Origin of the sequence: Streptomyces sp. VTCC 41912 (assembly GCF_045799175.1) — a bacterium.
GTDB classification, from domain to species: Bacteria; Actinomycetota; Actinomycetes; order Streptomycetales; family Streptomycetaceae; genus Streptomyces; species Streptomyces albulus_C.
Genome location: NZ_JBJMAB010000011.1, coordinates 49,563 through 61,826, shown reverse-complemented (window position 1 = coordinate 61,826; position 12,264 = coordinate 49,563). Strand labels below are relative to the sequence as shown.

Genomic DNA, 12,264 nt, shown 5'->3' with positions numbered 1-12,264 from the left:
CGGCCCGGCCCACCGGACGTCCGCTAAGCGGTCTCGGGGCAGCCGCACGAGGTGCCGTGCACGAACGTGCAGGGCAGCCGGACGGTGCGGGGCGGCCGGGCCGGATCGTCCAGCCGCGCCAGCAGCAGCCGGACCGCCGTGGCGCCGAGTTCCTTGCTGGGCTGGGCGATGGCGGTCAGTCGGGGGGTGAAGAGGTCGGCCCAGGAGAAGTCGTCGAAGCAGGCCAGCGCGATGTCCCGGGGCACCTCCAGGCCCAGGTCGCGCAGTGCCTGGAGCGCGCCGATGGTCATCGCGTTGTTGGCGGTGATGATCGCGGTGGGCGGTTCCGGCGCGGCGAGCAGGTGGCGGGTGGCGTCCTGGGCGCCCTCCGCCTCGGAGTTGCCGCCCGCCAACAGCTCGGGTGCGAAGGGCAGTCCGCGGGCGCGCAGCCCGGCGCGGTAGCCCTCGACCCGCTCGGTGGTGGTGCTGAGCCCGGGCAGCCCCGCGACCAGGCCGATCCGGGTGTGGCCCAGGTCGGCCAGGTGCTCGACGAGCCGGCGGACCGGTTCGGCGCTCTCGGCGCAGACCTGGTCGAAGCCGTCGCCGACCAGCCGGTCGAGGAAGACCGTGGGGACCCGGCGCCGGGTCACGTAGTCGATCAGTTCGGCTGGTTCCGCGGAGGGGGCGACGATCATGCCGTCCACCCGCCGCTCGTGGAGCAGTTGGACGACCTTGCGCTCGTGCCCCGGATCGTCGTGCGGATCGGCGATCAGCAGGCTGTATCCGGCTTCCAGGGCGCCGGCCTCGACGCCCTGGAGGATCTCGGTGAAGTACGGGTTGCTGATCGCGGAGACGGCCAGGCCGATGGAGCGGGTGCGGGCGGTGACCAGGGACCGGGCGAGCGTGTTGTGGGTGTAGCCGAGGTCCTCGATGGCGGCCAGCACCGCGGCCCGGGTGTCCGGGCGCACCGGCCGGGTGTCGTTCACCACGTGCGAGACCGTGGCGACGGAGACGCCCGCGCGCCGCGCCACATCGACCATCGTCGTCATCCGGCTCTTTCCTCCCGACGCCCCGGCGCACCGTGCTCCGGATCCCGGCGGACGGCCTCCGTGCCGGTCCGTCGCAGTCCATCACAGTACGTCGCGGACGGACCAAACGTAAACGCTTGCGTAAGCGTTTACGTGCCGGCGGTTTTTCTGTAGTGTCCCCGCCATCGAACTCGCACGACGTCGTGAGGAGGCGCCGATGCGCGCTCTCGTGGTCACCGCACCGGGCCTTCGGGGCACCACCGCTGTCACCGAACTGCCCGACCCCCGCCCGGAGCCCGACGAGGTGGTCGTGCGGGTCACGTCCTGCGGGTTGTGCGGCACGGACATGCACGTCCTCGGCGGCGAACTGCCGGTGGTCAGCTACCCGTTGGTCCCCGGGCACGAGTTGACCGGCGAGATCGTCGCGGTGGGCGCGGCGGTGCGGGACCGGGCGGTCGGCGAGCGGGTCGCGGTCGACCCCAACATGCCGTGCGGCGCCTGCCACTACTGCCGGATCGGCCGCGGCAACCTCTGCGAGGACTACACCGCGATCGGTGTCACCCGGGCCGGCGGCTTCGCCGAACTGGTCGCCGTGCCGGCCCGCTGCTGCTACGTGCTGCCGGCGCACCTCTCGGAGGCCGCCGCCGGACTCGTCGAACCGCTGTCCTGCGCGGTGCACGGCCTCAACCGGCTGCCGCGCCGCCCCGGCGAGCACTACCTGATCTACGGCGCGGGCACCATGGGCCTGCTGATGGCCGCGCTGGTGCGGACCGCGGGGGCCGCCTCGGTCTCCGTCGTGGACCTCAACGAGGAACGGCTGGCGTTCGCCCGGTCCTTCGGCGTGGACGCGGCGGCGACCGACGCCGACGCCCTCGACCGGGCCCCCGGTTTCGAGGTGGTCATCGACGCGACCGGAGTGATCGCGGCCATCGAGGACGGCCTGGGCCGGGTGCGCCGCGGCGGCACGTTCCTCCAGTTCGGCGTCGCCGACCCGGCCCGGGCGGCGTCCGTCTCGCCGTACCGCGTCTACAGCCAGGAGATCGACATCATCGGCTCGATGGCGGTGCACAACAGCTTCCAGCCCGCCATCGACCTGCTGGCAGCGGGCCTCGGCGGAGTGCCGGTCGAGGAGTTGGTCTCCGACGTCTACGGCCTGGACGACTTCGACGAGGCGGTGGCCCGCTTCCGGGCCGGCACCGGCCGCAAGATCCACATCGCCCCGCAGAAGGGCTGAACGCGGTGCCCGCAACCGTCAAGAACGCGCTGATCTGGGTCTTCGGCGCCCTCGGGGGCATCCTCTGGGGCTACGACACCGGCGTCATCTCCGGCGCCATGCTCTTCCTCAAGAAGGACATCGCGCTCACCCCGCTCCTGGAGGGACTGGTCGTCTCCGGTCTCCTGGTGGGGGCGATGCTCGGCGCCGGCCTCTCGGGGCGACTCTCGGACTCCTGGGGGCGCCGCCGGCTGATCCTGGCCGCCTCCGGGATCTTCATCCTCGGCACGCTCGGCGCGGCCTGCGCCACCGGGGCGGCCATGCTGATCGCGTTCCGCTTCGTGATCGGCGTGGGCGTCGGCATCGCCTCCGTCGTCGTCCCGCTCTACCTCACCGAGCTCGCACCCAAGCACCTGCGCGGCGGGCTGACCTCGTTGATGCAGCTGCTGGTGACCGTCGGCATCTTCGTCGCCTACGTCACCGACTACCTGCTCGCCGGCTCCGGGGCCTGGCGCTGGATGATCGGCCTGGGCGTGGTCCCGGCCGCGGTGCTGGCGCTCGGCATCGTCACCCAGCCGGAGAGCCCGCGCTGGCTGGTGAGCAAGGGCCGCGGCGGACAGGCCCGCGAGGTGCTGACCCGGCTCCGCGGGGACGCCGCGGCGGCGGGCGAGGAGCTGGCCGAGATCGAGCGGACCGAGCGCGCGGAACGGGGGGCGAGCGAGCCGCTGAGCCTGCGCCGGCTGCTGTCGCCGCAGCTGCGAGGGGTGTTCGCGGTCGGGATGCTGCTGGTGTTCTTCCAGAACTTCGTCGGCATCAACACGATCATCTACTACGCCCCGACCCTGCTCACCGACATCGGCTTCGGCTCGGGCGGCGCCATCCTCGCCAACGTCGGCATCGGCCTGCTCAACATGCTGATGACGCTGCCGGCGATGCGGTTGATCGACCGCCTGGGCCGCAAGCCGCTGCTGCGGACCGGGGCGCTGGGCATGTGCGCGGCGATGGTGGTGCTGGCCGTCACCAACCTCTCCGGGCTCGGCTACGGGCCGCTGCTGTCCGCGCTCACCCTGTTCGGGATCGCGCTCTACATCGCGTCGTTCGCGGTCTCCTGGGGGCCGGTGCAGTGGGTGATGCTGCCGGAGCTGTTCCCGATGCGGATCCGGGCCGCCGCGGTCAGCCTGTGCGTGCTGTTCAACTGGCTGTTCAACATGGTGGTGGCGCTGGTCTTCCCCTCGCTGCTGCACGCCTGGGGCGCCGGGATCAACTTCTGCTTCTTCGCCGGGACGACGCTGCTGGCGTTCGTCTTCGTCCAGCGACTGCTGCCGGAGACCAAGGGCCGCAGCCTGGAGGAGATCGAGGCGGAGCTGTTGCGGGGCGCGGTGGACCGCCGGCCGGGCGGCCGAAGCGCCCCGGTATCGTCAGGGGCCGACACCGCCCACTGACCTGGAGGTACCCCATGAGTGCGTCCCCGGACCGCCGGACCGTGCTGCGTGGTGCCGCGCTCGCCGGCATCGCCTGCTTCGGCGCCGCCGCCTGCGCCGCGGGGGAGCAGGGATCGGGCGCCCGGCCGTCCTCGGACGCGCCGGTGGAGCTGGGCCCGGCCGCGGAGGTGCCGGTCGGCGGCGCCAAGCTCTACGCCGCGCAGCGGCTGCTGGTCTCGCAGCCCACCAAGGGCGAGTTCAAGTGCTTCAGCGCCGTGTGCACGCACATGGGCGGGACGCTGAACAAGATCGAGAAGGGGCAGGCCGTCTGCCCGCTGCACGGCAGCCACTTCGAGGTGGCCACCGGCAAGGTCGCCCAGGGCCCGGCGTCCAGCCCCCTGGAGGAGGTCCCGGTCAAGGTCAAGGGCGACAAGCTGGTGGCGGGCTGAGGCGGCGCCCGCCGCCCCGTTCACCCCCAGTCCCAGGAGATCCCCAGGATCCCCTGCCGCACGCCCTGCTCCACCACGTGCACCCCGTGGTGGAGCCCGCTCAGCGTCAGCTCCTGCTGGCCGGTGCGCGGGGCGCCGGTCGACGCCTGGGCGAAGCGCCGGCAGCGCACCGGCAGCGCCCCCTGGTCGAACCGCACCTGCAGGACGTACTGGCCGCCGGCGAAGCTGAAGCCGCGCACGTACTCGGAGCTGGGACCGCCGCTGCCGTCCTCGAAGGCGTAGCCGAAGACGTGCGTGTCGCCGGCCCGCAGCCGGGTGTCGAAGAGCAGCTCGGCGACGACCACGCCGTTCTCCGCGTCCCCGCGCACCCGCCCCAGCCGGCAGTTCTCCCTCGCCCTGACCCGCACCCGGGACGGGTCGCAGCCGCTGTCGCCGCGGTGGATGGCGACGTAGCGGTCCACCCCGTCCCGGTGGGCGCGCACCACCTGGAGCGACTCCCGTTCGCTCAGCTCGCGGCGGGCCCCGATCCGCACCCGCTCGTGGTGGCCGACGGTGTGCACCCCGCCGTCCACCGGGGTCTCCAGTTCGGCGAAGAGCTGTTGGAGGCAGTCGGCCGGGGCGACCAGGGAGCGGTAGGAGCGGGCCGGCGGGCGCTCGGTCTCCGGGCGGGCGCCGCCCTCGGGCACCAGCAGCCGGTGCAGTGAGCGGTCGGGCAGGCCGAGGACGTCCTCCAGGGCGCGGACCGCCCGCAGCGACTCGGGGCGCTGCGGGCGGCGGGCCCCCTGCTGCCAGTGGCTCAGGCTGGTGACCCCGATGGTGATGCCGCGCTGGGCGAGTTTGTGCTGGACGCGGGTGAGGGCGAGGCCGCGTGCGGTGAGCGCGCTGCGCAGGGCGAGGTGGAACGGGCCGGTCCGCAAGAGTTGCGCCAACTCGGCCGAAACCGGAAGGTTTTCCATCGTATCGGGAGTGTTCTGTGCCATTGCCTCAATCCTCCGGCGCACGAGGTGAACGTTCACAACGGGAACGCACGGCGCGCGCTCTGCCAGCCTCGTCACTGCAGGACGCCGGGCGCCGGCCGTTCACTTCCGGGCCCGTCCGTCCACACCCCCATGTCACCTGGCATTGAAGCGTGTTGACCTGCCTGCGACAACACCTGATGCTCCTCAACAGCATCCGGATGCGCTCCTCTCCCCCCTCACCCCTTGACCGGGAGGAACGCCATGTCTCAACCCCTTCGCGTCCGCCGTCGGCGCGGCAGACGGCTGTCGGCGGCCGTGCTCACCGCGGTGGCGCTGACCGCGCTCCCGGGGGGCGCCAGTGCCGCCCCCCAGCCCGCCGGCGCCGCCGTACAGGCCGCCAACCGCCTGGACATCACCATGCAGGCCCAGGAGAAGACCAACTGGTGCTGGGCGGCCTCGGGCAACACCATCGCGACCTGGTACGGCAAGAACTACAGCCAGAACCAGTTCTGCAACGCGGCCTTCAACCGCCAGCAGAACAGCACCTGCCCCAACAACCAGGCCACGCTGGGAAATGTGCAGAACGCACTTGACTGGATGGGGGTCAATCCTGGCTCATATGTGACCGGTTGGCTCCGCTACACGACGGTCCAGAGCGAGATCAACGCCAAGCGCCCCGTGGAGACCCGCATCCAGTGGTCGTCCGGGGGCGGCCACATGCACGTCATCTACGGCTACGACGCCTCCCGGAACTGGGTGTACTGGGGCGACCCCTGGGCCACCAACAACCGTTACAACTGGGGCGACTTCGACAACTACGTGAACGGCAGCTCCTTCTCCTGGACACACTCCCTCTACCGGATAGGAGCCTGAGGCCATGACCAAGCGCACCGCCGCCCGCGCCGCCGCCACGGGCACGCTCGCCGCGGCCTTCCTCGGCCTGGCCCCGCTCGCCGCACTGGCCGCCGACGTACCCGCGCCGCAGGCTCCGCCGCGCGCCGCCGTCACCGCCGCCCGGGACGCGGCCGCCTCCACCGCGACCCTGGACACCCTGGCCCGCTTCTTCGCCACCGTCCCGGCCAAGGACGGCGCCCGCGCCGGCGGTGCCGCCTCCCTCGCGGCCCCGGCCCGGAACGCTGCGCACCTTGAGGGCTCCACCGTGCCGGTCTACGTCCTGTCGCCCGACTTCGTCCGCGGCAAGGCCGGTGCCCCGGTCGCCCGGGTGGAGTTCATGGCCAGCAAGGCGGTGGCCGCCGACGGCCGCACGGCCTCGGTGTGGACCGCGCGCAAGGGCGCCGACTGGAAGGTCGTCAACATCGCCAGCGGCGACGACGAGACCCGCTACGCCGCGTCCGGTGCCGCCGGGGGTGCCGGAACGGTTTTCCACGAGCCGCAGATCGACGCCTGGTACGTCCAGCGCGGCGACCGCATCGAGCCCCTGGACGACGCGGCCCGCAAGGCCGTGGGCGCGCGGGGCACCACCGTCGCCGCCTACCGGGAGCGGGTCACCAAGGCGTACGGCGACAAGCTCCCCGGCTCCGCCTACGACAAGCGCGGCGAGGCCGGCGGCTTCGGGCCCGGGACGGCACCGGCCGACGACACCGGCCGTGCGCCCCACCCGCTCGCGGCGGACGCCGCGGCCACCGCCGACGCCACCGCGGACGGCCCGAACGGGGCGGTGACCGCCGCCACGACCGTGGCCGGCGCCGGCGCCCTGCTCGCCCTCGGCCTGTCGGCCGCGGCGGCGGTGCGCCGGCGCCGCCGCGGCTGACCGGCCACCGCACCACCGGAGCCCGTCCTTCCGCCCCGTTCACCGGTTGGCGGGGGGCCGGGCTCCGCCGCCACGGCCCTGATTGTCGGTGGCGGTCAGTAGGGTGGTGGGCATGGCAGACCCCAGCAGCTATCGACCCAAGCCGGGACAGATCCCCGACTCGCCGGGGGTCTACAAGTTCCGCGACGAGCACGGCCGGGTCATCTACGTGGGCAAGGCCAAGAGCCTGCGCCAGCGCCTGGCCAACTACTTCCAGGACCTGGCCGGACTCCACCCGCGCACGCGCACGATGGTCACCACCGCCGCCTCGGTCGAGTGGACCGTCGTCTCGACCGAGGTCGAGGCGCTCCAGCTGGAGTACAGCTGGATCAAGGAGTTCGACCCCCGGTTCAACGTCAAGTACCGCGACGACAAGAGCTATCCGTACCTCGCGGTGACCCTGGGCGAGGAGTTCCCACGCGTCCAGGTGATGCGCGGCGCCAAGAAGAAGGGCGTGCGCTACTTCGGCCCGTACGCCCACGCCTGGGCCATCCGCGAGACCGTCGACCTGCTGCTGCGGGTCTTCCCCGTACGGACCTGCTCCGCCGGCGTCTTCAAGCGCTCCGCCCAGATCGGCCGCCCCTGCCTGCTCGGCTACATCGGCAAGTGCTCGGCCCCCTGCGTCGGCCGGATCTCCCCCGAGGAGCACCGCGAACTCGCCGAGGAGTTCTGCGACTTCATGGCCGGCCGCACCGGCGCCCACATCCGCCGCCTGGAGCGCGGGATGCAGGAGGCCGCCGAGGAGATGGAGTACGAGCGCGCCGCCCGCCTGCGGGACGACATAGGCGCGCTCAAGCGCGCGATGGAGAAGAGCGCGGTGGTGCTCGCCGACGCCACCGACGCCGACCTGATCGCGGTCGCCGAGGACGAACTCGAAGCCGCCGTACAGATCTTCCACGTCCGCGGCGGTCGGGTGCGCGGCCAGCGCGGCTGGGTCACCGACAAGGTCGAGGCGGTCACCACCGCCGGCCTGGTCGAGCACGCCCTCCAGCAGCTCTACGGCGAGGAGCAGGGCGACGCGGTCCCCAAGGAGGTCCTGGTCCCGGCGCTGCCCGAGCCGGTCGAGCCGGTCACCCAGTGGCTCACCCAGCGCCGCGGCGCGCAGGTCTCGCTGCGCATCCCGCAGCGCGGCGACAAGAAGGACCTCATGGCCACGGTCGCGCGCAACGCCCAGCAGGCGCTCGCGCTGCACAAGACCAAGCGCGCCTCCGACCTGACCACCCGCTCCCGCGCCCTGGAGGAGATCGCCCAGGCCCTCGACCTGGACACCGTCCCGCTGCGCATCGAGTGCTTCGACATCTCCCACCTCCAGGGCGAGGACGTGGTGGCCTCCATGGTGGTCTTCGAGGACGGCCTCGCCAGGAAGGGCGAGTACCGCCGCTTCCAGATCACGGGCCGGATCGGCGACACCCAGGTCTGGCACGGCGAGGGACAGGACGACGTGCGCTCCATGCACGAGGTCATCGGCCGCCGTTTCCGGCGCTACCTCCAGGAGAAGCAGAAGTCGGGGGAGTGGGGCGAGGAACCCGCCGCCGCGGACCACCTCGGGACCGCCGCCGGAGACGGCGCGCCGGACCCGACCACCGCCGTCGACGCCTCCACGGCCTCCGCCGCCTCCGAATCCGTCGCCCCTGCCGCCCCTGCCGACGACCCCGGCGACCGTCTCACCGACGAGGAGGGCCGCCCCAAGCGGTTCGCCTACCCGCCCCAGCTGGTGGTCGTCGACGGCGGCGCCCCCCAGGTGGCCGCCGCCCGCCGGGCCATGGACGAGCTGGGCATCGACGACGTCGCGGTCTGCGGCCTGGCCAAGCGCCTGGAGGAGGTCTGGCTGCCCGGCGAGGACGACCCGGTGGTGCTCCCCCGCAGCAGCGAGGGGCTCTACCTCCTCCAGCGGGTCCGCGACGAGGCGCACCGCTTCGCCCTCACCTACCAGCGCAACAAGCGCGGCAAGCGGCTGAAGTCCTCCCCGCTGGACGCCGTACCCGGCCTCGGCGAGACCCGCCGGCAGGCCCTGCTGAAGCACTTCGGCTCGCTGAAGAAGCTGCGGGCCGCCACGGTGGACGAGATCTGCCAGGTCCCTGGCGTCGGCCGCAAGACGGCCGAGACGGTCGCCGCGGCACTGGCCACCGCACCCCAGCCCGCCCCCGCGGTGAACACCGCCACAGGAGAGATCATTGAGGATGACGGGGCCCCACCGGCCGCGTTGCCAGCAGAACGGGGGCAGGACCGATGAGCACACCGCACGACACGCAGGAACCCGAGAGAGACGGTGCACAGGTGAGTACGGGCACGATGCGCGAAGCCGACCAGGGCGAGAGCGCCGCGATCCCCGAGCTGGTGATCATCTCCGGCATGTCCGGCGCCGGCCGCAGCACGGCGGCGAAGTGCCTGGAGGACCTCGGCTGGTTCGTGGTCGACAACATCCCGCCCGAGCTGATCCCCCCGATGGTCGAGCTCGGCGCCCGCTCCCAGGGCAACGTCGCCAAGATCGCCGTGGTCGTCGACGTCCGCGGCCGCCGCTTCTTCGCCAACCTCAAGGAGTCGCTGGCCACCCTCGACGCGCAGAACGTCAAGCGCCGCATCGTCTTCCTGGAGTCCTCCGACGAGGCCCTGGTGCGCCGCTTCGAGTCGGTCCGCCGCCCGCACCCCCTCCAGGGCGACGGCCGGATCGTCGACGGCATCGCCGCCGAGCGCGACCTGCTGCGCGAGCTGCGCGGCGACGCCGACCTGGTCATCGACACCTCCAGCCTCAACGTCCACGAACTCCGCGCCAAGCTCGACGCCCAGTTCGCCGGCGAGGAGGTCCCCGAGCTGCGCGCCACGGTCATGTCCTTCGGCTTCAAGTACGGCCTGCCGGTCGACGCCGACATGGTCATCGACTGCCGCTTCATCCCCAACCCGCACTGGGTCCCCGAGCTGCGCCCCTTCACCGGTCTGAACGAAGAGGTCTCCCAGTACGTCTTCAACCAGCCCGGTTCCAAGGAGTTCCTGGACGGCTACACCGAGCTGCTGCGCCTGGTCGCGGCCGGCTACCGCCGCGAGGGCAAGCGCTACGTGACCATCGCCGTCGGCTGCACCGGAGGCAAGCACCGCAGCGTCGCGATGTCCGAGAAGCTGGCCCGCCGGCTGATCTCCGAGGGCGTCGAAACGGTCGTCGTGCACCGGGACATGGGGCGCGAGTGACCTCCCGTACGCCACGGCTGCGCCGGGTCCGCCGCTTCGTCCCCAGCGGCCGCGCGACCAAGGGCGCCACCCCCAAGGTGGTGGCGCTCGGCGGCGGCATGGGCCTGTCCGCCTCGCTCGCCGCGCTGCGCCGCATCACCCGGGACCTGACCGCCGTGGTCACCGTCGCCGACGACGGCGGCTCCAGCGGCCGGCTCCGCGACGAGCTGGGCGTGCTGCCCCCCGGCGACCTGCGCAAGGCCCTGGCCGCGCTCTGCGGTGACGACGACTGGGGCCAGACCTGGGCCCGGGTCATCCAGCACCGCTTCGAGAGCGAGGGCGAACTCCACGACCACGCGGTGGGCAATCTGCTGATCGTCGCGCTGTGGGAGCAGCTCGGCGACCACGTCCAGGCGTTGGACCTGGTCGGCAAGCTGCTCGGTGCGCACGGCCGGGTGCTGCCCATGTCGGCGGTGCCGCTGGAGCTCCAGGCCCAGGTCAAGGGGTTGGACCAGGATCACCCGGACGAGATCAGCACGGTCCGCGGCCAGGCCACGGTCGCCCTGACCCGGGGCGAGGTGCAGTCGGTGCACGTCGTCCCCGAGGACCCGCCGGCCGTCCCCGAGGTGGTGGCCGCGGTCCGCGACGCCGACTGGGTGGTGTTGGGCCCCGGTTCGTGGTTCTCCTCGGTCATCCCGCACCTGCTCGTGCCCGAACTGCGGGTCGCCCTGGAGGAGACCAAGGCGCGGAAGGTGCTCTCCCTCAACCTCGCGCCCCAACCGGGCGAAACCGACGGCTTCTCCCCGCAGCGTCATTTGGAGGTTTTGGCCCGACACGCCCCTAAACTCGCCTTTGACGTGGTGCTGGCCGACGAGGCCGCGGTGCCCGACATCGACGGTCTGACCACTGCCGCCAAGCAGCTGGTCGGCAGCGAGGTCGAGCTGGCCGCGGTCGCGGCCCGCGGAGACGACGCCGGGTCCGGTGCCGGAGGAGCCCCCGACCGGCACGATCCGGAGCTGCTGGCAGCCGCGTACGACCGTATTTTTCGGATGCATGGAAGGATCGGCCCATGGCGATGACGGCTGCGGTGAAGGACGAAATCTCCCGGCTCCCCGTCACCCGGACCTGCTGCCGGAAGTCGGAGGTCTCGTCGATCCTGCGGTTCGCGGGTGGTCTGCACCTGGTCAGCGGCCGCATTGTGATCGAGGCGGAGCTCGACACGGGCATCGCCGCCCGCCGGCTCCGCAAGGACATCCTGGAGATCTTCGGGCACTCCTCCGACCTGGTGGTGATGGCCCCGGGCGGCCTGCGGCGCGGCAGCCGCTTCGTGGTCCGCGTGGTGGCCGGCGGCGATCAGCTGGCCCGCCAGACCGGCCTGGTCGACGGCCGCGGCCGGCCGATCCGCGGACTGCCCCCGCAGGTGGTCTCCGGCGCGACCTGCGACGCCGAAGCCGCCTGGCGTGGCGCTTTCCTGGCCCACGGCTCGTTGACCGAGCCGGGCCGTTCGTCCTCCCTGGAGGTCACCTGCCCCGGCCCCGAAGCCGCCCTCGCCCTGGTCGGCGCGGCCCGCCGGCTCGGCATCGGCGCCAAGGCCCGCGAGGTGCGCAGCGTGGACCGCGTCGTCGTCCGGGACGGTGACGCGATCGGCGCGCTGCTGACGCGGCTCGGCGCCCACGAGTCGGTGCTGGCGTGGGAGGAGCGGCGGATGCGCCGCGAGGTGCGGGCCACCGCCAACCGCCTCGCCAACTTCGACGACGCCAACCTCCGCCGCTCGGCGCGGGCCGCGGTCGCCGCCGGCGCCCGGGTGCAGCGCGCCCTGGAGATCCTCGGCGAGGAGGTCCCCGAGCACCTCGCCGCCGCCGGCCGGCTGCGGATGGAGCACAAGCAGGCGTCCCTGGAGGAGTTGGGCGCGCTCGCCGACCCGCCGCTGACCAAGGACGCGGTCGCCGGGCGGATCCGGCGACTGCTCGCGATGGCCGACAAGCGCGCCCAGGACCTCGGCATCCCGGGCACCGAATCCAACCTCACCGAGGAGCTCGCGGACGGCATGGTCGGCTGACCGCGACGGCCCGGTCCCCCGCGCCCCCGGCACCCGCACTCGGGTGCCGGGGGCGCGTGCGTGTGGGCGGCGCGCCCCGGTGCGCACCGATGCGCGTCAGAGGGGCTCGAAGCCGCTCACCTGAGCACCTTTGGGCGCCGATGTCAATGTCACGTACGTCTCTTCCAGGGGGTAGGGTCGTAGG

Annotated in this window: 11 protein-coding genes; 9 read left to right on the top strand and 2 right to left on the bottom strand. The window is 72.8% G+C overall.

What is annotated here, in order from left to right:
- Positions 1 to 23: 23 nt before the first annotated feature.
- Complete coding sequence (locus ACJ6WD_RS18190) at positions 24 to 1,028, bottom strand: LacI family DNA-binding transcriptional regulator (RefSeq protein WP_407616175.1); 1,005 nt, start codon at positions 1,026 to 1,028, stop codon at positions 24 to 26.
- A gap of 196 nt (positions 1,029 to 1,224) precedes the next feature.
- On the opposite strand from ACJ6WD_RS18190, the gene ACJ6WD_RS18185 reads away from it, so the two are divergent.
- Genes ACJ6WD_RS18185 through ACJ6WD_RS18175 form a run of 3 tightly spaced genes read left to right on the top strand, consistent with a single transcriptional unit; the run spans position 1,225 to position 4,090 of the window.
- Positions 1,225 to 2,241 (top strand): zinc-dependent alcohol dehydrogenase family protein, encoded by a 1,017-nt coding sequence (locus ACJ6WD_RS18185; protein WP_407616174.1) that lies wholly within the window; start codon positions 1,225 to 1,227, stop codon positions 2,239 to 2,241.
- A 5-nt stretch (positions 2,242 to 2,246) separates the two neighbouring features.
- Positions 2,247 to 3,662 (top strand): sugar porter family MFS transporter, encoded by a 1,416-nt coding sequence (locus tag ACJ6WD_RS18180; protein WP_407616173.1) that lies wholly within the window; start codon positions 2,247 to 2,249, stop codon positions 3,660 to 3,662.
- A 14-nt stretch (positions 3,663 to 3,676) separates the two neighbouring features.
- Entirely contained in the window at positions 3,677 to 4,090 is a 414-nt protein-coding gene (locus ACJ6WD_RS18175; protein ID WP_016571261.1) for a Rieske (2Fe-2S) protein, read from the top strand.
- Positions 4,091 to 4,110: 20 nt separating this feature from the next.
- On the opposite strand, the gene ACJ6WD_RS18170 is transcribed toward ACJ6WD_RS18175, so the two are convergent.
- Positions 4,111 to 5,070 (bottom strand): hypothetical protein, encoded by a 960-nt coding sequence (locus ACJ6WD_RS18170; protein ID WP_407616172.1) that lies wholly within the window; start codon positions 5,068 to 5,070, stop codon positions 4,111 to 4,113.
- Between the two features lie 240 nt (positions 5,071 to 5,310).
- Here ACJ6WD_RS18170 and ACJ6WD_RS18165 point away from each other — a divergent pair, with 240 nt between their 5' ends.
- From ACJ6WD_RS18165 to whiA, 6 genes are all read left to right on the top strand, one after another.
- Positions 5,311 to 5,922, top strand: a complete 612-nt coding sequence (locus tag ACJ6WD_RS18165) for a papain-like cysteine protease family protein (RefSeq protein ID WP_037632897.1) — start codon at positions 5,311 to 5,313, stop codon at positions 5,920 to 5,922.
- Between the two features lie 4 nt (positions 5,923 to 5,926).
- A complete protein-coding gene (locus ACJ6WD_RS18160; protein ID WP_233658216.1) occupies positions 5,927 to 6,820 on the top strand; it encodes a hypothetical protein in 894 nt (297 codons plus the stop codon).
- 112 nt (positions 6,821 to 6,932) lie between these two features.
- Positions 6,933 to 9,092 (top strand): excinuclease ABC subunit UvrC, encoded by a 2,160-nt coding sequence (gene uvrC / locus ACJ6WD_RS18155; RefSeq protein ID WP_233658217.1) that lies wholly within the window; start codon positions 6,933 to 6,935, stop codon positions 9,090 to 9,092.
- Positions 9,089 to 10,042 (top strand): RNase adapter RapZ, encoded by a 954-nt coding sequence (gene rapZ, locus ACJ6WD_RS18150; protein ID WP_232817063.1) that lies wholly within the window; start codon positions 9,089 to 9,091, stop codon positions 10,040 to 10,042. The genes uvrC and rapZ overlap by 4 nt, the downstream gene beginning before the upstream one ends.
- A complete protein-coding gene (gene yvcK / locus ACJ6WD_RS18145) occupies positions 10,039 to 11,100 on the top strand; it encodes a uridine diphosphate-N-acetylglucosamine-binding protein YvcK (RefSeq protein WP_016571255.1) in 1,062 nt (353 codons plus the stop codon). The genes rapZ and yvcK overlap by 4 nt, the downstream gene beginning before the upstream one ends.
- Complete coding sequence (gene whiA / locus ACJ6WD_RS18140; protein ID WP_037683479.1) at positions 11,091 to 12,080, top strand: DNA-binding protein WhiA; 990 nt, start codon at positions 11,091 to 11,093, stop codon at positions 12,078 to 12,080. The genes yvcK and whiA overlap by 10 nt, the downstream gene beginning before the upstream one ends.
- The last annotated feature ends 184 nt before the right edge of the window (positions 12,081 to 12,264 follow it).

Bases quoted from the DNA above. Each gene is read 5' to 3' on its own strand.
- rapZ (WP_232817063.1), top strand. From the start codon at position 9,089: ATGAGCACACCGCACGACACGCAGGAACCCGAGAGAGACGGTGCACAG.
- ACJ6WD_RS18170 (WP_407616172.1), bottom strand. From the start codon at position 5,070: ATGGCACAGAACACTCCCGATACGATGGAAAACCTTCCGGTTTCGGCC.
- uvrC (WP_233658217.1), top strand. From the start codon at position 6,933: ATGGCAGACCCCAGCAGCTATCGACCCAAGCCGGGACAGATCCCCGAC.
- ACJ6WD_RS18160 (WP_233658216.1), top strand. From the start codon at position 5,927: ATGACCAAGCGCACCGCCGCCCGCGCCGCCGCCACGGGCACGCTCGCC.
- whiA (WP_037683479.1), top strand. From the start codon at position 11,091: ATGGCGATGACGGCTGCGGTGAAGGACGAAATCTCCCGGCTCCCCGTC.
- ACJ6WD_RS18185 (WP_407616174.1), top strand. From the start codon at position 1,225: ATGCGCGCTCTCGTGGTCACCGCACCGGGCCTTCGGGGCACCACCGCT.
- ACJ6WD_RS18165 (WP_037632897.1), top strand. From the start codon at position 5,311: ATGTCTCAACCCCTTCGCGTCCGCCGTCGGCGCGGCAGACGGCTGTCG.
- ACJ6WD_RS18175 (WP_016571261.1), top strand. From the start codon at position 3,677: ATGAGTGCGTCCCCGGACCGCCGGACCGTGCTGCGTGGTGCCGCGCTC.
- ACJ6WD_RS18190 (WP_407616175.1), bottom strand. From the start codon at position 1,028: ATGACGACGATGGTCGATGTGGCGCGGCGCGCGGGCGTCTCCGTCGCC.